At 48.5% G+C, this 18,048-nt stretch carries 16 protein-coding genes and 1 tRNA gene; 5 read left to right on the top strand and 12 right to left on the bottom strand.

The window, feature by feature from the left end; genetic code table 11:
• Window positions 1-7: 7 nt before the first annotated feature.
• The 4 genes from pnp to VGN67_RS15105 all read right to left on the bottom strand — a co-directional run bounded on the left by pnp (window position 8) and on the right by VGN67_RS15105 (window position 4,640).
• Window positions 8-2,134: a polyribonucleotide nucleotidyltransferase gene (gene pnp / locus VGN67_RS15120; RefSeq protein ID WP_327487693.1), complete on the bottom strand. Its 2,127-nt coding sequence runs from the start codon at window positions 2,132-2,134 to the stop codon at window positions 8-10.
• A gap of 225 nt (window positions 2,135-2,359) precedes the next feature.
• Window positions 2,360-2,635 (bottom strand): 30S ribosomal protein S15, encoded by a 276-nt coding sequence (gene rpsO, locus VGN67_RS15115; RefSeq protein WP_327487692.1) that lies wholly within the window; start codon window positions 2,633-2,635, stop codon window positions 2,360-2,362.
• 80 nt (window positions 2,636-2,715) lie between these two features.
• Complete coding sequence (locus tag VGN67_RS15110; protein ID WP_327487691.1) at window positions 2,716-4,248, bottom strand: LptF/LptG family permease; 1,533 nt, start codon at window positions 4,246-4,248, stop codon at window positions 2,716-2,718.
• On the bottom strand, window positions 4,248-4,640 hold the full coding sequence (locus VGN67_RS15105) for an START-like domain-containing protein (protein WP_327487690.1): 393 nt from the start codon (window positions 4,638-4,640) through the stop codon (window positions 4,248-4,250). Before VGN67_RS15105 ends, VGN67_RS15110 begins: the two co-directional genes overlap by 1 nt.
• A gap of 222 nt (window positions 4,641-4,862) precedes the next feature.
• On the opposite strand from VGN67_RS15105, the gene VGN67_RS15100 reads away from it, so the two are divergent.
• Window positions 4,863-4,936, top strand: a tRNA-Met gene (locus VGN67_RS15100).
• 173 nt (window positions 4,937-5,109) lie between these two features.
• The gene (locus VGN67_RS15095; protein ID WP_327487689.1) at window positions 5,110-5,886 is read left to right on the top strand and encodes a DUF4184 family protein; all 777 of its coding nucleotides are present in this window, start codon (window positions 5,110-5,112) and stop codon (window positions 5,884-5,886) included.
• Window positions 5,887-5,896: 10 nt separating this feature from the next.
• Here VGN67_RS15095 and holA read toward each other — a convergent pair whose 3' ends face one another.
• The gene (gene holA, locus VGN67_RS15090; protein WP_327487688.1) at window positions 5,897-6,916 is read right to left on the bottom strand and encodes a DNA polymerase III subunit delta; all 1,020 of its coding nucleotides are present in this window, start codon (window positions 6,914-6,916) and stop codon (window positions 5,897-5,899) included.
• Window positions 6,917-6,933: 17 nt separating this feature from the next.
• Complete coding sequence (locus VGN67_RS15085) at window positions 6,934-7,533, bottom strand: ACP phosphodiesterase (protein WP_327487687.1); 600 nt, start codon at window positions 7,531-7,533, stop codon at window positions 6,934-6,936.
• A gap of 107 nt (window positions 7,534-7,640) precedes the next feature.
• Here VGN67_RS15085 and VGN67_RS15080 point away from each other — a divergent pair, with 107 nt between their 5' ends.
• A complete protein-coding gene (locus VGN67_RS15080) occupies window positions 7,641-8,153 on the top strand; it encodes an FKBP-type peptidyl-prolyl cis-trans isomerase (RefSeq protein WP_327487686.1) in 513 nt (170 codons plus the stop codon).
• Window positions 8,154-8,216: 63 nt separating this feature from the next.
• Here VGN67_RS15080 and VGN67_RS15075 read toward each other — a convergent pair whose 3' ends face one another.
• Window positions 8,217-8,711, bottom strand: coding sequence for a dCMP deaminase family protein (locus VGN67_RS15075; protein WP_327487685.1), 495 nt, complete (start codon window positions 8,709-8,711; stop codon window positions 8,217-8,219).
• Between the two features lie 35 nt (window positions 8,712-8,746).
• On the opposite strand from VGN67_RS15075, the gene VGN67_RS15070 reads away from it, so the two are divergent.
• Complete coding sequence (locus VGN67_RS15070; RefSeq protein ID WP_327487684.1) at window positions 8,747-9,862, top strand: hypothetical protein; 1,116 nt, start codon at window positions 8,747-8,749, stop codon at window positions 9,860-9,862.
• Here VGN67_RS15070 and VGN67_RS15065 read toward each other — a convergent pair.
• The 5 genes from VGN67_RS15065 to VGN67_RS15045 are packed head-to-tail and all read right to left on the bottom strand — an operon-like array spanning window position 9,859 to window position 16,188.
• Window positions 9,859-11,187, bottom strand: coding sequence for an AarF/ABC1/UbiB kinase family protein (locus VGN67_RS15065; RefSeq protein WP_327487683.1), 1,329 nt, complete (start codon window positions 11,185-11,187; stop codon window positions 9,859-9,861). The genes VGN67_RS15070 and VGN67_RS15065 overlap by 4 nt on opposite strands.
• 2 nt (window positions 11,188-11,189) lie before the next feature.
• Window positions 11,190-11,822 (bottom strand): TetR family transcriptional regulator C-terminal domain-containing protein, encoded by a 633-nt coding sequence (locus VGN67_RS15060; protein WP_327487682.1) that lies wholly within the window; start codon window positions 11,820-11,822, stop codon window positions 11,190-11,192.
• A 55-nt stretch (window positions 11,823-11,877) separates the two neighbouring features.
• Window positions 11,878-13,947: a ComEC/Rec2 family competence protein gene (locus VGN67_RS15055; RefSeq protein WP_327487681.1), complete on the bottom strand. Its 2,070-nt coding sequence runs from the start codon at window positions 13,945-13,947 to the stop codon at window positions 11,878-11,880.
• A gap of 2 nt (window positions 13,948-13,949) precedes the next feature.
• A complete protein-coding gene (locus VGN67_RS15050) occupies window positions 13,950-15,200 on the bottom strand; it encodes a M43 family zinc metalloprotease (protein ID WP_327487680.1) in 1,251 nt (416 codons plus the stop codon).
• A gap of 40 nt (window positions 15,201-15,240) precedes the next feature.
• Window positions 15,241-16,188: a PhoH family protein gene (locus VGN67_RS15045; protein ID WP_327487679.1), complete on the bottom strand. Its 948-nt coding sequence runs from the start codon at window positions 16,186-16,188 to the stop codon at window positions 15,241-15,243.
• Window positions 16,189-16,428: 240 nt separating this feature from the next.
• Here VGN67_RS15045 and dnaB point away from each other — a divergent pair, with 240 nt between their 5' ends.
• Window positions 16,429-18,045 carry a replicative DNA helicase gene (dnaB, locus tag VGN67_RS15040; protein WP_327487678.1) on the top strand — a complete coding sequence of 539 codons (1,617 nt, stop codon included), beginning with the start codon at window positions 16,429-16,431 and terminating at the stop codon, window positions 18,043-18,045.
• Window positions 18,046-18,048 lie beyond the last annotated feature (3 nt).

Below are 18,048 nucleotides of genomic sequence, written 5' to 3'. Positions count from 1 at the left end.
TTATGGGTTACTTGTGCTCCGGCTTTGGCAAAAGGACTTTGCGTGACAAACGATACTTACCTGTCTTTTTATCAACGTCCACCAGCTTTACGCGTACTTCTTCACCAACTTCCAGTACCCCTTCCATATTCTCAAGGCGTTCCCACTTTATCTCCGAAATGTGCAACAATCCATCTTTCCCGGGCAGGAATTCCACGAATGCGCCAAAAGGCATAATGGTTTTTACGGTTCCGCTGTACTCCTCCCCAATCTCGGGAACTGTTACGATTCCTCTGACGCGGGCCACGGCTTTGTCCATGGCTTCCTTGTTGGCGGAGAAAATACTCACAAAACCGGCGTTGTCTTTTTCTTCAATAGAAACCGTTGCTCCCGATTCTTTCTGAATATCCTGTACTACCTTACCACCCGGACCAATAACCGCGCCAATCATTTCACGATCAATTTTTATTACAATGGCCCGTGGGGTATGTGGTTTCAGATCCGGACGTGTCTCGCTGATGGCCTTACTCATTTCGTTCAGAATGTGCAGGCGTCCGGCTTTGGCTTGCTGAAGGGCTTCGGAAAGTACCTCGTAGGAAAGACCATCTACTTTGATGTCCATCTGGCAGGCGGTAATACCCTGGGCAGTACCCGTTACCTTAAAGTCCATGTCACCCAGGTGATCCTCATCTCCCAAAATATCTGACAGCACCGCGTACTTACCGGTTTCGGGATCTGAAATTAATCCCATGGCAATACCCGACACGGGAGCTTTTATTTTGAGACCGGCATCCATCAGGGCCAGGGAACCGGCGCAAACCGTTGCCATGGAAGACGACCCGTTTGATTCCAGAATATCAGAAACGATACGGATGGTATAAGGATTTTCGCCTTCTACAGGCAATACTTTTTTAAGCGCCCGGTGGGCCAGGTTACCGTGTCCTACTTCCCGACGTCCCGGTCCGCGGTTGGGTTTTACCTCACCCGTTGAAAAACCGGGGAAGTTATAGTGAAGCAGGAATTTGTTGTAGCCGTAGGTCATGGCGGTGTCCACAATCTGCTCGTCCATTTTGGTACCCAGCGTAACCGTAGTCAGGGACTGCGTTTCGCCGCGGGTAAACAGGGCTGAACCGTGGGCATTGGGCAGGAAGTCAACCTCACTGGCAATGGGGCGAATCTGGTCGGTGGCACGACCGTCGAGGCGGATGCGCTCGTCCAGTACCAGTCGACGGGCCGCCTCGTTTTCGAAGTTATGGAAATACCGCTTTACCAGAGCCAGATTAACTTCTTCCTCTTCGGGTAGGGTAGCCAGGAATTCTTCCAGCACCACCTTGGAGTTTTCTTTGCGCAATTTTTTGCCGGAACCCGATTTGGCCACCTGGTACAGTTTATCGTAACAAATGGCACGAATACGGGCTTCCAGTTCAGGATCCTGAACGTCACCGGTATATTCCCGCTTCTCGGTTTTTCCTACTTCGGCTTCCAGTTCTTTCATGGCTGCACACTGAAGTTTAATAACTTCGTGGGCCACCTTCAGGGCTTCAATGATTTCTTCTTCCGAGGCTTCTGCCATTTCACCTTCCACCATGGTAATATCCTTACTGGTAGCACCTACCATCAGGTCCAGGGTAGCCCTGGTCAAATCAGATGCCGCTGGGTTAACCATATACTGTCCGTCGATCTTGGCTACGCGTACTTCAGATACGGGACCATTAAATGGAATATCGGAAACGAGCAGGGCCGACGATGCCGCCAGCGCCGCCATGGCGTCGGGCAACGCCTCGGCGTCAGCCGAAATCAGGAAAATATTTATTTGAATTTCTGAGTGATAATCGTCGGGAAATAAGGGACGCATGGCACGGTCAACTAACCGGCTTACCAGTACTTCGTGGTCCGAGAGCCTGCCTTCGCGGCGCATAAAGCTACCGGGAATCCGGCCGGCCGAAGCAAATTTTTCCTGGTAGTCTACGGAAAGAGGCAGAAAGTCAACGCCTTCCCTTGCGTCTTTATTGGCAACAACGGTGGCTAAAAGCATGGTATTACCCATACGTACTACTACCGAGCCATCAGCTTGTTTTGCCAGTTTTCCAGTTTCAATAGTGATTTTTCTGCCGTCGGGCAGGGTGATTGTCTTTGTTACGACGTTAAATTGCATAAAAGTTGGATGAATTAATGAATGACCGCTTTATAACCGCTTTCTCTTACTTTATACGAATGGCATTAATTGTAAAAGCCTGCACTATACCTTTATATATCTACTTTCAGGATAAAAAGTTAAGGTATAGTATAAAATAAGTGTTTTCAGGGAGAGAATTGAAGGGATTTTTAAACGCAAATCAGGGAATTTTCTTTTCCAGAAAACTCCCTGATTATACTGAAATTACTTACGAATGTTCAGCTCAGCAATAATAGAACGGTAGCGCTCAATGTTTACCTTTTGGAGGTAATCCAACAGTCTTCTCCGCTTTCCTACCATTTTGAGGAGCCCCAGACGCGTGTCGTTGTCTTTCTTGTGCGTTTTGAGGTGTTCGGTCAGGTAGTTGATCCGATACGTGAACAGGGCAATTTGGGACTCAGGAGAACCAGTATCACCGGCTTCTTTCTTGAACCCTTTGCTTTCGAAGATTTCTTTCTTCTTGTCCGTGGTTAAATACATGATTGTAACTACAGATTAGGTTAGTAAATAAAAAAATAAAACAGCCGCAAAGGTACAAAAAATATTAGTAACTGCAAAACTCAGGCATCTACTTCGGCCGCCTGGGAAGCGGGCTCAACTTTTCCTCTCCTACTGTCCTGAATTTTCTTTTTGATTTTACCAAAAAATATAATGTACACATCCTTGTCAAACAGGCGGGAGTCGTTTCGGGCGTGGTTAATAAAGTAGAGCCCCACCAGCAACAGAACCGAGTTGGGAAGCCAGGCTCCGAACTCAACATTGACCAGGTCTCCCTTCACCCATTTGTCGGCCTGTATGGTTAATACGTACATTAATATAAAGAATACAATTGAAATAAGTACAGGTACCCCAAAGCCTCCCTTCTTGATAATAGCACCCAGGGGTGCTCCAATCAGGAACATAACCAGGCAGGAAAGCGCCTGCGTGTACTTGTGGTGCATTTCCAGTTCGTAGCGGTTTCCTTCTTTACGTTTGCTCTGGAGGTATTCCTGGTTCGATTTGGCAAAACTGGCCATACTCTGGGCTGAAGTTTTCGCAGTACTTAACAGTTCCTTCCGGAGACTATCTGCCATGGGCTTGTTAACCAAAGAGTCTATCCATTTACCCGGCTCCGTTTTTACACCGTAGGTATAGGCTGTCCGCGCGTGATAGGTAAAGTACTGCTGACTATTGGCAACCAGGCGCTCGCGGGTTTGACTCAAATCATTTTTGATGGAATCTGTGGTTTGATTCAGCGCCTCTATGTTCTTCATGAACTCGTGGTACTTAAACTGGTCCTCGTCGGTACGACGCATACCAAATGACTCAAGGCTGACAACGAGTTTGTACTGGTCGAAACGATTCCGGACAAAATTAGACCCGACGGGCGCCCCACCGTTCGCGGCAGAACCATACACTACCGGCCGGTTGGGTCCCGAAGCGTCGGCTACCTCCTGATAGTCGCTGCCGCTAAAAAGTTCAATGACCAGGTAGCCGTTGTTATTTATGGTGTACATACGTCCCGAATCGGCCAGAATAACCTGGGTATTGCCCCGCTCGTAAGAACGGGCATCATCGTGCTTGTAGATGACCATGCCTTTCATGGTCTTACCATCGGGCAGCTTTTCGTCTACCTTTATGCTGTAGCCGGGCAGGTCATTGTAGAAAATACCTTCCTTGATCTTTAAGGTAGCTTTGGTAGTTTTTATATCAAACAAAAGGCTGTACCCTTTCAGATTAGCCCAGGGAACGGTACGGTCATTGAAGAAAAATGAAAAAATACTGATGCAAACCGCAAAAACCAGCAACGGACGCATCACCCTGATTACCGAAACACCGGCGCTTTTAATGGCCGTTAATTCAAAAAACTCCCCCAGGTTCCCGAAGGCCATCAGGGAAGAAAGCAGCACGGCCAGGGGCAGGGCAATGGGGATAGTACTTAGGGTAAAATAAAAGAATAATCGGGCGTATTCGGTCAGGCCCACGTCTTTGGACACAAATTCATCAATGTAGAAAATCATAATCCGCATCAGGAAAATGAATACTACCACCGACAATGTGACCAGAAATGGTCCCCAGAATGCTTTTAATACCAGCTTATCCAGCTTTTTCATTAACTACCTACTATTTCTTTCAGGCTATCTATTAACCCATTCCACATGGATAATAGTTCTTGGTCGTCCTCATTTGTTGAATAGTCAACGACACGCAGGTAGGTTGATTGTGTAAGTTCGCTTACTTCAAGCTTCATTTCTATGTAGTTGAGGTCCGAATCGTTTTCGCCGGTATTCTCAAATTCATAGCGAACGGCCTTATTGAGCCGATGGGAAGCCTGCCGGGCTACGTGACTTTCTCCGTCCCAAAGAAAATTAAAACGGTGGTCGGGCAGTACCTTTACTTTTTCGGCAAACCACTGTTCCAGCCCGGAGGCCGTACTAATGTATGGAAACAGGACCTTTGGAGAAGAACGCAATTCATATTCGGTCACAAATTTGTGTTTTTCCATAATTTACTCTTTAGTTTAATATTCATTTAAGCTTATTAGCCTTACTTCTTAGCATCCTATTTATAATCACCCGCTTACCGAATCTTCGCGTATCCTCTCCCTCTACGGTAAATCCAGCCGACTGCCCAACTCTTGGATTTGTAAGTTAGGCTACTCAGGTGAAATATGCAAAATATGTTGCGGCATAAAAATTTTCACCTTAGTTTTGCCCAAAATTAAGACGGCGGGGTAGCTCAGATGGTTAGAGCGCAGGATTCATAACCCTGAGGTCGGCAGTTCGATCCTGCTCCCCGCTACGTGATTTTTCCAACCCTAACTCCCATAAGTTAGGGTTTTTTTATTGATTTTTTGTCAGCCCCCTGTTTCTACGGGTACCTGACTCGGGATTAAGCTCACTTTTCCGCAATTCCTGCTGTCCGTAGTGCGGGTATGAAATTTTAGGTACCAGCTAAAAATTTGTTAAACTCTTATGCCATTTACGTTTTCGCATCCAGCCATTGTACTTCCCCTTAAAAAAATGAAACCCGGCTGGTTTTCCCTCTCCGGCCTGGTATTCGGAAGCCTGGCACCTGACTTTGAGTACCTTATGGCTTTCAGCGGCAATTATGACTATGGACATACCCACCCGGGCATTTTCCTTTTTGACCTGCCACTGACCTTTTTCCTTTCGGCCCTGTTTCATTTATTAATTCGAAACCCATTGCTTTCCCACCTTCCAGCTCCCTTTGACCGGAAATACAGTGGATTCCTGAGTTTCAATTTCGCTACCTATTTCAAAAAACACTGGCTGGTGTTTTTTTCGTCCGCCCTGCTGGGAATCTTTTCGCACCTGGTGTGGGATAGCCTGGGAAAACCCGAAGGTTACCTGGGTATCTACCACCTGGCCCCGTCGTATTTTGAAAGGGCCTATACGTTTTTAGGGATGCGGCAACCCTTCTACCATATACTCGAGCATATCAATTCGCTTATTGCCCTGTTGGCTCTGCTGTGGGTCCTTATAAAGTTGAATGAACCGGCGGAAACCTTTATACGTCCTTCCATTCTCAGAAAAGTACTTTTCTGGTTCTTGCTGGCGGCAGGTACCTTTCTGATATTCAGGCGGGAGCAAACCCAGAACCCCTACTACTGGTCCGACAGCCTGCCACACCAGCTGGTGGTGCTGCTCAGTGCCGGTACCATAACCCTTGTAGCGGTGGCGGTGCTTTTTCAATTGCTCCAATACCGAACTAAAACTTCAGACTCCTGAAGGTACTTTGTCAATGTACAATTTTAAATACCAATTCCCGCAATAGTTCGCCCTCGGTAATCGAGCCGCCCTCTACTCCTTTTAGCTGACTGTCGCTGGTGCGGAGGTAATGGATTATATGGGCTACCTTACCAAACGGGTAATTCCTGGCGGCCAGGGTGTAGTCTTTGACAAAATAGGGATTGACCCCCAGCGCCGTCGCCAGGCCTTTTTCCGTCCGGTCGGGGGTGGCGTGCGTGATAAGTACCTTGCTGAAAAACCCGTACAGAATTATCAGAATGGGTGCCAGCGGATTATCCTTGGGATTAGCCGCAAAATGAGACGCGATCTGGTTGGCCTTTATTACATCGCGCTGTAACAGGGCTTTCTGAAATTCAAAAACATTATATTCCTTACTAATCCCGATGTATTTTTCGACCAGTTCGGCGTCTATACCTTCTCCTACATTCAGATTGACCAGTACCTTCTGAATTTCATTGACCAGCCGCTGGAGGTCATTTCCTATGTTACTCACAAGCATCTGAACCGCCTTGGGGCTGATTTTAACGCCATGGGTGTGGCAGTAGCTGGAAACCCAGTCGGGTAGTTTATTATCATACATTTTTTTGGACTGTACGACCGCCCCCTTGGTGGCTATTCCTTTCAGGAATGCTTTGCGTTCGTCGGCATTGGCGTGGTAACAAAAAACCAGAATGGTACTGGACAGGGGATTCAGGGCGTAGTCTTCCAGGCGGGCCAGTTGCTCCTTTTGCTCCATCCCTCCCAGTTTATGGGCTTCCTTAACAAGTACCAGCTGCCGTTCGGCCATAAACGGATACCGCCGGGCGTAGCCCAGCACACCCGTCAGATCAGTATCCTTTCCGTATAGTACAAACTGGTTAAACCCTTTTTCCGGCTCGGGTACTACCTTTTTTTCCAGTTCTTCGGCAATGGCTTCAATATAGTAGGGTTCATCGCCGTACAAAAAATACACGGGCCTGAACTGCTTGCTCTTAATCTCCTTTACAATAACATCCGGCGCAACTGCCATAGCTCAATCCTGAAAACTTAATGGTTGTTTTGAATAAATGTCTGCGATACTTCTTCCAGTTCCCTAAAAAACGGCTGAAAAAGCGAATTGTAATATAGGTAATTCTGTTCTAAATCCTGTTCAGCCCCCCGAATAGCCGCCATAAAAGTAAACCGGTGGGCCAGGCCGTCAAAAGAACGCCGGATGCCCGCGATTTCCCGGTACCCCAGCAGCCAGTTATGCCGCATCATGGACTCGGCCATAGGTATCATAGCCAGCGGGATGTAGGGCCGTTGCTTTTCCAGAATGGAATACATTCTGGCACAGAAGTTTGGTAATGTTTCCTGGCGGTATGTTTCAAAATTAATCGCCAGAAAATGATCAAAAAATATATCAACGGCCACGCCGGCCACCTTGCCGTGGGTGAGTGCAACCCGCTGGCGGACCTGACGTACGGCCGGGTGGGTATCGGTATAAGAATCAATAAAGCGATGCAGCCTTACTCCCAGCAGGTAGTCAGGGGACCAGCTGGCGACGCGCTCGGGAGTAAGTTTACCCTTTATAAAATCGCCCACGTAGTTACCTACTATCACCTCCTCCCTATCGCCGGAAAGCATCAAATGTGCTAAAAAATTCATTTTGAAAGGCATTTCGTTAAAATTGCCGTACGTTTGCAAAGTACCACCGGAGCAGCAAAACACATACAACTATCTTTCAACAACAACTTTTTAAACGTAACAAGCAAATGAAAATAGAAAAAAATAAGGTTGTAGCGGTATCCTACCACCTGAGCATACCCGACGAAGAAAATGAAATGGATGTGGTGGAAGTGGTGGACGATAACGACCCCATGTACTTTATATATGGGATGAGTGGCTTACCGGAAGGCTTTGAAGACAACCTCCAGGGGCTTGCGCCCGGTGATACCTTTGACTTTACCATTGAACCAGAAGAAGGCTACGGTGAGTTTGACCCGAATGCCATCGTAGAGATACCCAAGGAAATATTTAAGATGGACGACGTCAACGAAGAAGAACTTCTGGCGATTGGCAACATAGTACCCATGACCAACGAAGAAGGTGACCGGCTACAGGGCCAGGTAGTTCGCCTGACCGACGAGCACGTTATCATGGATTTTAACCATCCGCTGGCGGGCAAAACCATGCATTTTGTGGGTAAAGTCGTGACCATACGCGAAGCCACTGCCGACGAGCTGGACCACGGCCATGTTCACGGTGACGGCGGGGTACAACACTAACCCTGCTGCATTTCCATGGTAATAAAAGCGTTTGGGTACTTACCCAGGCGCTTTTATGGTTTATCAGAGAACCAGACCGGCAGCCCCTACTCCGTACTGTTCAACCTCCACGCCAAACCGCCTCAGAAACTCCACACCTTCCTCAATACCAATACCTTTATAGGCAGCATACGACTCAAGATAAAGAACTTTCTGTATCTTCATTGTGTATATAATGCGGGCGCAGGATATACAGGGAGCCAGCGTAACGTATAAGGTTGCTCCTTCAATATTTGACCCATTTTTTACTGCGTACAGGATGGCGTTCTGCTCAGCGTGCAGGGCCAGCGAACAGCTCCCCTTGGAGTCGCGGGGGCAACCGGTTTCCGGAAACTCCTCGTCGCAATTGTGGGTACCGGCGGGAGGACCGTTATACCCAATGGAAATAATCCGGGTATCCTTGGCCAGTACCGCCCCAACCTGAGCCTTGATACAGTGCGAACGATTAGCCAGATTTTTGGCTAACTCCATAAAAATATCATCAAAATGGGGGCGAGGGGTCGATATAGTTTTACTCATTTTATCGTTTAATTATACCGCAAATTAGGTAAAGCATGACATTGATTCAATGGCATTTTAAAAATAAGGTACGCCAGGCACTTCTACAGGTACTTCTGGTAGCAGTTGCTACCACAGCCCTGGCGCAGCCGGATGCCTCGCTTATTCAGTTTAAGAAAGAAAGAATACCGCTCACGAGCGAAAGCTCCTTTTATATTCTGGATGTGGTTGATAAGCGCCCGGTTGTGGGTACTTCGATTGGTACTATAGTAGAAAATACAGTAGCCAAACCACTGTCAGTAGACTCCCGGCTCGAAAGGAGCCTGTATGACTTCTGGTCCCACGCTACTCCCCGCCGGGCGGAAGACATGATTCCCCTGACGATTACCGTCAAGGATTTTAAAGTTACCGAGAAAAGAGTAGCGCCAAATAAAGTTTCGGGAGAATTTGCCATTCACCTCACTTTCGGCTGGACCCGGCAAACCGTTCCCATTGACCTGACGCAGTACCAGGCTAAGATTAACTATACCCGTCCCGAAGCGGCCTATGACCACGAGGCAATGGTGCGTAAACTGATGACCGGCGCTTTAAAACACGTGGATACCTGGTTTAAGGAAAATGAGGGCAAAAATCCCGCGCTGGCCCGGGGCATTCGGCTGGTATTTGTTGACAAACCTTACCGCGATACCCAGGATACCATTTTTTACCGCCCCGAACGGAAACTGGTGTGGAATGACTTTCAGGGTGTGAGCAGCCGCCCGAACAGCAACTACGCCGCGGCCGTTTTTACCAGCATTGCCTACGAGGGTGGTGCAAAAATGAACGGCAAGTACCTGGATGTCGAAATTGGGGTGAAGGTGTTTATGGTAAAAAGTATGTCGTGGGGAAAATCCAGCGCCCGCAACGATTATACCCTTCGCCACGAACAGCTCCACTTTGACGTAACCCGGCTGGTGGGGGAACGCTTTAAGGAAAGACTAAAAAAACTGGATCTGACCATCGAAGACCACGACAGCCAGATCCAGTACGAGTTTCTGGAAGCATTCCGGGATATGGACCGGGAGCAAAAGAGCTACGACGGACAAACCCATCACGGCCTCAATACCGCGGTTCAGGCCGTTTGGGACCAGAAGGTTGCCCAGGAAATAACGCGCCTGTACCAGATCCCTTAGGCAACCGGTTGTTTCTTACTCCGCAGCCATTCGGGTTTATGGATGGTAATCCGGGCTTTTAATTCATTGAGCATAGAGTACAGGCCAAAGTACGTACGGTTAATGTACAACCCGTGCTGACTGCCCCGCGCTACCTTTGAATTTTTCAACTCTTCGACCTTGGCCAGTTCGTCGGCGAATGCATACACGGAATCAAAGTAACTTTCATCGCCAAAATCAAACTGGTCTTCCACAAAGGGTTTACCCAAAAGCCGGGTCATGGTCTTGAAAAGGTCGGTAAACAACAGCTTGTCTTTGGGGGAGTCTTCGGGCGTTAAAAATTCCAAATCGTAGAATATCTTATCCGTCAGTTCCTCATCATCCAGCGTGTCCGGATTGATTAGGGCAAAGTAGGTATCGTAGAAAAACGCAGGAATTACTTTCACGCAACCAAAATCAATCACCCCCAGGGTACCGTCCGGACGCATCAGGAAATTGCCCGGGTGCGGATCGGCATGTACCTGACGGAGCTGATGTACCTGAAAATCATAAAAATCCCACAGGGCCTGCCCTATCCTATTCCGTACTTCCTGGGAAGGATTTGTTTTTAGAAAATCCTTCATGTGCAGCCCGTCGAGCCAGTCCATCGTCAGGATGCGGGGAGCCGAAAGGTCGGGATAGTAGCGGGGAAACACCAGACCACTGATATGCGAACAGGCCTCCGAGATTTCTATGGAGCGACGCAGTTCAAGTTCGTAATCCGTTTCTTCCAGAAGTTTTGACTCAACCTCTCCCATATACCGGTCAATGTCCCGCTCATTCAGTCCAAACAGCCGGACTGCCATGGGCTTAACCATTTTAAGGTCTGAGCTTATGCTGTCGGCTACCCCGGGGTATTGGATTTTCACGGCCAGCTTTTTACCGTCCTTCCAAGCCAGATGTACCTGCCCGATAGAGGCCGCATTTTCGGCCTTCATCTCAAACTGGTCATACAACTCATTGGGCGATTTGCCCAGGTACTTCCGGAAAGTTTTCAGGACCAGCGGGCCGGACAAGGGCGGTGCCGAGTACTGCGACATCTGGAAGCGATCCACGTAGGCCCGGGGTAAAACATTACGGTCCATGCTCAGCATCTGGGCTACCTTCAGGGCAGACCCTTTCAGCTGGCTCAACGACTCGTAAATATCCGTCGCATTGTCGTTGTGGAGTTCTTCGCGGGAGGTGGTCGGGTCCACCATCTTCTTCACATTATACTTTATATAGTTCCCACCTATCTTCACCCCGGTCTTCACAAACTGCGTAGCGCGAGCTACTTTGGAGGTGGGTATTGATTCCTGTGCTTTCATTTCTAACGATTCTGGTATACAAATTTGGCCAGGTCCAGTACGGTGTCCACTACCGACTGTCCCATTAAATCAAAGGAGGTGTTTACCATTTTTTCGATGGCGGTATCGGTTTTTTCAAAACCCCGGCTGGTATCCTTCACCCAGAAGTCAAGTATGTACAGGCATTGCATCCACAGTCCGTCTACGTACTTGTCAGAAATAACGGGCCGGATTACTACCTCCTTGCTTTCGCGGCCTTCCATGACAAGTTCCAGGGCAAAAGCCGAAAAGGCATCTTTCAGCAGAGCCAGGTGACCGGTATGCCGACCCACGGGCTGCTTGAGGCGCTGGTAGCTGTACACAAAGTAGCTCCGGTCTTTTTTAAGTACCTCCACCCAGGTGTAATAAAAAGACAGCAACTTTTCCCGAACCGAATACTGAAAATACACCTCTTCTGATTCGGCCAAATCCCGGGCCTGTTGAAAAGAAGTTAACCAGTCGTCCTGTTCGATGGATTCGAAGTTGTTGTAGAAGTCATAAAACTCTCCCTCGGTCAGGTTGAGTCGTTTCATAAAAATAAAAACCGAAGGAGGAGGGGTGCCGTGTTCCAGAACGTATTCCTTATACGTTTTTTGGATTATTTGTATCTTTTCCATACACTTAACAAACGAGTGTTCAGGCAAAAAGTTTCCCCGGCAAAATTGAAAGAATTTAAAATTCTGTTTCCACTACGGCCCCGTCGGCCGTTAGGTCATGGTAGCGGTTGCCAACGGTCGACAAGAGTTCTACCCAACGGGCCCGGGTACGGGTTCCCAGCTGACCTCCCAGCAGATAAACTACCGCCGGGTTATGCCGGACCGATTCGGGACGGGGGTAGCTGCGGGAAGTAATTAACAGATAATCCGGAGCGGCTGCCTGCGGCCGGGTAGTTGGATTCCAGCGCAGCAAAGTACCCAGCTGGGTTTGTCTCAATTGTAAACCACCCACCTGACCGTTCCCGCCCAGGGGTACATGTACCGTATCCCTAATCGCATTTTTAACCTTATAATTTTTCAGGCGAAACACAAAAAGCGCGGAATCCTGCCCAATCGCTCCCTCGGACAAATAATACAGCCTGTTATCTTTTTTAACACTGATAATATCCTGCCTAGGCACCGCGTAAACCACCATTTGTTCTTTCTGGAAAGTATCAGCCAGCGTAAAGATGGAATACATGGCCAGCAGTACTATGAATAACGTTAGCGCTTTCAGCAGTTTAAACTCCCGGAAACGGAACATATACCAGGTGAGAAACAAGCACAAAAATAAACCTCCGACCTCAACCCGGTCAAGGACTAGATCCTCGGCCAGATAAAAAGGAAGTACTTTGGGTATTGTTACTACCTGGTTGGTCAGATAGGCTACCATATTGGTACCTAACCCTACAAAATTTGCAAGTGGCGAAAAGAAACTAAACACCAGCAACGCCAGGGTCAGGGGCAACAGTAGCGTGGTGAAAGCAATAACAAAGGGATTAACCAACCAGAAATAAACCGGAAACTGGTGAAAGTAGTACACCGTAAGCGGTACCGTCAGTAGCTGGGCGGAGAAGGAAACGACGGTAATTTGCCAAAGCCAACTCAGGATTGGATCTTCAACTTCAACGAGTTGCCTGATGGGCCGGTAAAATAAAACTATTCCCAGAACCGCCAGATAGGACAACTGGAAGCCCACGGCAAAAAGAGCATAGGGATCAAACAGCAAAAGTACAAACGCCGAAACCGCCAGGGTATTGACCCCCTCGTTTCTTCGCTGAAATGTCGCCGCCGCAACAAAAAGCACGCACATCAGGGTAGCCCGTAAGACGGAGGGTGGCAAACCGGTCACCAGGGCGTAAAATGCCAACAGCAGCGTAACCAGGATAAAGTACAGGTACCTTCCCCCCTTCAACCGGCGAAGCCAGCCAAATACCTTACTGATTAGTAGAAAAAGTATCCCCACGTGCAAGCCCGAAACCGACAGCACGTGTACCGCCCCGGATAAAGTATAGGAATCTTTGAGATTTGCCCGTAGGTCGTCGCGGCGCCCGAGCAACATAGCCTTCACCAAACCATAGGAGTCGCCATCCGGGAGGTAGCTTCGGAACGTGCGATCGGCCCAATGGGAAAGTTTCATGCTCCACACCTGTACATTCCAGCGCTTTTGTACCCGTCCAACCACCTGGTAACTCCCTTCCCGGAGGAAATCCGTCCAGGCTACACCCCGCATTCGGAGGTAATGCCGGTAATCAAATTCTTCCGGATTACGGGGTAGTATTGGACGCTCCGCCTGACCATTTACCAGCACCACATCACCGGGATTGAAAACCTGGGCGGCGTTTTCGGGTACCGTAATCATGGCTTCCACCCGAACCGGCTGCCACGCTCCTGCCCGCCGGAGTTGGTTGATTTCCACCCGGTAGCGAATAGAAGCCGTGCGTTTTTCGGGCAGGGTACTTACCGTGAATTGGTACGAATCATAGGGGTCACTTAGCTGGTCAACCGCCTCCTGGTAATCTGTGGCGCGTAGCTGGGCCGTGAGGATCCCCAGCAAGGCCAACACCAGACTTAAAAGTACTCCGGAAAGAAAAGAATGTTTTTTAAGGAAATAAAAAGTACCGGAGGCCGCCGTCAATAGCCCCACCAAAAAGAGGAGAAAGTACCTATTACCGTAAGCACCGGTAGGTAGAAGAACAAACTCATGCAGCAGAATACCACCGATTAAGCAGGAAACATACCTGATAAAAGGGGCCCGGTCCAGCATACCTAACGCACTACAACAAACCTGCTGACCACCGACTCCTGATTGACCAGGGTTTTCAGGAAATAAACCCCCGGTTTATAGTTACTGACGTCAATGAAAACCCGACGGCTCCAGGCCTGCAAAAAGGTAATCTGTTCAATAATAACGCCCCGGGTGTCATAGATGGTAAGGTTGAGGTCGTGATTATTCGGGAACTGTACGTTGGCCTGGAGCTCGGCATAAACCGGGTTAGGAAAAAGACTTACCACCAGTTGGTCTGACTGTCCGGGTATGCCAATGGAAGCATTTTCCACCAGCCGCGCCCGGCGGGGACTAACCGCCAGGACGGCCCGCATTCTGTCGGCCTGACAGCGGGTAAAAATATTCATACAGGAATCAGGGGAGTAATCCATGTAGTTCTCAATCATGTTCCGGGTAGTTATCCCGTAGCAGTTGGAAAACTTCTCGGTACAGCGGGTAGAAAAGTTGGCCTCTTTCGTAGGGGGCGTATCATCGCAGTAGTCGGTGCCGCAGTCTACATCTCCCCAGGTATGAATAAGTCCCAGCCAGTGGCCAACCTCGTGGGTTGTTGTTCTTCCCTGGTTATAGATACGGCTGGTGATGGCCCCAGTGCGCCGACCAAAAAAACGGAAGTCAATAATGACACCGTCCGTTTTTATAAATTCTTCGTTGGAGTTATCCAGTCCCTCAACGCCGGTAACCGAAGGAAACTGCGCTATTCCTAAAAAGGTATTTGATGAAAACCGACATACCCAAATATTCAGGTACTTATCCGAGGGCCAGTAGGCCAGGTTGGCCAAAAGCTGGTCGTCAGCATAGGGATCAAAACTTGTTTTTTCGGTGTATTTGGTGCGGGTAACGCCTTCCAGGTAAAATTCAATGCCGGTATCTACCCCCAGGGGATTGTTATTGAAACCAGGAGTACCTTCCTTCTTGCGGAAATCCTCATTCAATACCGTAATTTGACTTTGTATCTGGTCAATGGAAATATTGGGATTATTAATGCCGCCAATGGCGTTAGGGTCCTCCTGATCATGAATTACATGAACCACCACCGGGATTTTTATCACTTCATCCGTGGCTCGCCGCCCCCGGTTTCCATTGGTCCTCATAAAGGCCGCAATGGCCGCTTCGGTTTTGATCCGGTTCTGCAGCAAAGCCGGATTAGCCTGGCTGCGCCGGGTAAAACGCTCCTGGGCACCGCATTTATCCTGTAAAATATTAGGTACCTGGGCAAATGCACCAGGTACCATACTTATCAAAAAAACAAAACAAAAAAAACGCAGGCCACGCCTACTTTTCTGCCTTTTCATACGCTGCCAGTATATCTTTTACCAAACGGTGCCTTACCACATCTGCCCCGTCCAGTTCCACAAAGCTAATCCCTTTTATTCCATTAAGTATACCCAGGGACTCAATCAATCCGGATTTCTGGTTTTTAGGCAAATCAACCTGGGACTTATCACCGGTTATAATAGCCTTGGAATTGGGGCCCATCCGGGTCAGGAACATTTTCATTTGCATAGGTGTGGTATTCTGGGCTTCGTCCAGTAAGATAAAGGCATTGTTTAGGGTACGTCCGCGCATGTAAGCCAGCGGGGCTATCTCCACAATCCGGTTATCAACGTAGTACTTCAGCTTTTCGGGCGCAATCATATCATCCAGGGCATCATAAATGGGCCGAAGGTAAGGATCTATTTTCTCCTTCAGGTCGCCCGGTAAAAAACCCAGGTTCTCACCGGCTTCTACGGCCGGCCGGGTTATTATTATTTTTTTTACTTCCTTATTCTTCAAGGCCTTCACCGCCAGGGCCACCGCCGTATAGGTTTTTCCCGTTCCGGCCGGCCCTACCGCAAACACCAGGTCAAACTTTGAAGCGGCCTCCACCAGCACCCGCTGGTTGGGAGTCTTGGCCTTTACTACAATACCTTTGTTTCCGTAAATGATGACATCGGTATCCTCATCAAAATTATCAGCGCTGGGCTGACTAACCCCGGTCAGGTACCTTTTGACATTTTCGTTGGTTACCTTTCCGTACTTCTGGTAGTGGATGAGCAATGACTCCAGTACATCGGTGATTTTTACTATTTCGGGAGCTGTACCCTGAATTCTTATCTCATTGCCCCGGGAAATAATCTTACTTTCCGGAAAGGCAGCAGCCACTTCTCTGATGTTGGCGTTTTGGACGCCCAGGAAATCTACCAGAGATACGTCTTCGAGCATTATGATTTTTTCTACCAAATGAGTTTTGTGTTAGGTGTAAGTATATATGGATTAAAAAGTAACATAAAATTGTATACCTGGTACCTTAATAACACCATTTTTTTACCAAATATTCAGTATTTAACACTGAAAAAAAAATATATGTTGTTCAATCGCTTCACTTTCAAGACAGGACGCTCTAATATTAGTTTTACTTTAAAAAATGTTGAGTTCCCCCCTTTCCAGAATGGTATCCAATGTTTAATATTGTAATTACTTATGGAAAACGAAAGGACATTTAATTTTCTGAAAAAATCGGGTGCGGCCCAGCAAACACCGGCACGAGCCACGGGTGCAAACCGCTGGCTTGGTTCGGAGTCCGGACTAGGTAAATTACCCCCCCAGGCGGTCGATATGGAAGAAGCCGTACTGGGTGCTCTGATGATTGAAAAAGATGCCCTTTCGGCCGTGGCGGACATTCTCAAGCCCGAAAGTTTCTATAAGGAAGCGCACCAGCGGATATACAGCGCCATTATTACCCTGTTTGCCAACTCAGATCCCATTGACCTGCTTACAGTTACCGCCAAACTGCGTAGTACCGGAGAACTGGAAATAGTGGGGGGAGCCTCCTATATTACCGAACTCACCTCGAGGGTCAACTCGGCGGCCAACATTGAATACCACGCCCGGATTATTTCCCAGGCATCCATCAAGCGGGAATTAATCACTATTTCTTCCGAAATCCAGAAAGAGGCATTTGAAGATACCACTGATGTTTTCAGGTTGCTGGATAAAACCGAACAGGCTTTATTCAGAATCTCCGAGAACAACATCCGCAAGAACTTTTCGGATATGGGCGCCCTCATGCGGCAGGCCCTGGATGAGCTGGATAAGAAAAAGAACAATACTGATGGCCTGACGGGGGTACCTTCTGGCTTTAGTGCCCTCGACCGCCTTACTTCCGGCTGGCAAAAAACCGAATTGATTATCCTGGCGGCCCGACCGGGTATGGGAAAAACCGCTTTTGTGGTTTCTTCATTGCGCAACGCAGCCGTTGAATTCAATATGCCGGTGGCTATTTTCTCCCTGGAGATGTCGTCGGTACAGCTGGTCAATCGTTTGATTTCGGCCGAAGCGGAAATTGACAGTGAAAAAATCCGGAAAGGTAGCCTGGCTCCCCACGAGTGGGCGCAAATGCACCACCGGATCAACCGCCTGACCAACGCCCCCATTTTTATTGACGATACCCCTGCCCTATCCATCCTGGAACTACGGGCCAAGTGCCGTCGCCTTAAAGCCCAGCACGACATTCAGCTGGTTGTAATAGATTACTTGCAATTAATGACCGGTGATACGGGCGGAAAAGGGGGTGGCAACCGGGAACAGGAAATTGCTTCTATCTCGCGCTCCCTGAAAAACCTGGCCAAAGAACTGGATGTACCGGTAATTGCGCTGTCACAGCTGAGCCGGGCGGTGGAAACCCGGGGCGGTGAAAAGAAACCTCAGCTTTCAGATCTTCGTGAATCTGGATCTATTGAGCAGGATGCCGACATGGTAATATTCCTGTACCGTCCGGAATACTATGGTATTACCCAGGACGAAACCGGAAACTCCGTAGCGGGTATCGGTGAAGTGATTCTGGCCAAAAACCGGAGTGGCTCGCTGGATACGGTGCAGCTGCGATTTGTGGGTAAATACACCAAGTTTAGTGACCTGGACTCTTTCTATACGCCGGTTCCCATGTCGCCGGATCGTCCGATACCAGTGGCGGCCAATCCGATTTCTTCGTTTGAAAGTCAGGCCAATCCACCGGCGGGCAATACCACTTTCCGGAGTAAGGCCAACGATCTAAGTAATTTTGACTACAAAGGCCCCAACGATGAGCCCCCTTTCTAACCG

The organism is Telluribacter sp., from assembly GCF_035998675.1.
Lineage (GTDB): Bacteria > Bacteroidota > Bacteroidia > Cytophagales > Spirosomataceae > Telluribacter.
The sequence above is the reverse complement of the archived record's forward strand: the minus strand, read 5'-3'. Positions and strand labels throughout refer to the sequence as shown.

Excerpts from the sequence above, each read along its gene's own strand:
- pnp (WP_327487693.1), bottom strand. The coding sequence starts at position 2,134 with ATGCAATTTAACGTCGTAACAAAGACAATCACCCTGCCCGACGGCAGA.
- dnaB (WP_327487678.1), top strand. The coding sequence starts at position 16,429 with ATGGAAAACGAAAGGACATTTAATTTTCTGAAAAAATCGGGTGCGGCC.
- VGN67_RS15105 (WP_327487690.1), bottom strand. The coding sequence starts at position 4,640 with ATGGAAAAACACAAATTTGTGACCGAATATGAATTGCGTTCTTCTCCA.
- VGN67_RS15065 (WP_327487683.1), bottom strand. The coding sequence starts at position 11,187 with ATGAAAGCACAGGAATCAATACCCACCTCCAAAGTAGCTCGCGCTACG.
- VGN67_RS15110 (WP_327487691.1), bottom strand. The coding sequence starts at position 4,248 with ATGAAAAAGCTGGATAAGCTGGTATTAAAAGCATTCTGGGGACCATTT.
- VGN67_RS15095 (WP_327487689.1), top strand. The coding sequence starts at position 5,110 with ATGCCATTTACGTTTTCGCATCCAGCCATTGTACTTCCCCTTAAAAAA.
- VGN67_RS15075 (WP_327487685.1), bottom strand. The coding sequence starts at position 8,711 with ATGAGTAAAACTATATCGACCCCTCGCCCCCATTTTGATGATATTTTT.
- holA (WP_327487688.1), bottom strand. The coding sequence starts at position 6,916 with ATGGCAGTTGCGCCGGATGTTATTGTAAAGGAGATTAAGAGCAAGCAG.
- VGN67_RS15055 (WP_327487681.1), bottom strand. The coding sequence starts at position 13,947 with ATGCTGGACCGGGCCCCTTTTATCAGGTATGTTTCCTGCTTAATCGGT.
- VGN67_RS15080 (WP_327487686.1), top strand. The coding sequence starts at position 7,641 with ATGAAAATAGAAAAAAATAAGGTTGTAGCGGTATCCTACCACCTGAGC.
- VGN67_RS15085 (WP_327487687.1), bottom strand. The coding sequence starts at position 7,533 with ATGAATTTTTTAGCACATTTGATGCTTTCCGGCGATAGGGAGGAGGTG.
- VGN67_RS15060 (WP_327487682.1), bottom strand. The coding sequence starts at position 11,822 with ATGGAAAAGATACAAATAATCCAAAAAACGTATAAGGAATACGTTCTG.
- VGN67_RS15050 (WP_327487680.1), bottom strand. The coding sequence starts at position 15,200 with ATGGTACCTGGTGCATTTGCCCAGGTACCTAATATTTTACAGGATAAA.
- rpsO (WP_327487692.1), bottom strand. The coding sequence starts at position 2,635 with ATGTATTTAACCACGGACAAGAAGAAAGAAATCTTCGAAAGCAAAGGG.
- VGN67_RS15070 (WP_327487684.1), top strand. The coding sequence starts at position 8,747 with ATGACATTGATTCAATGGCATTTTAAAAATAAGGTACGCCAGGCACTT.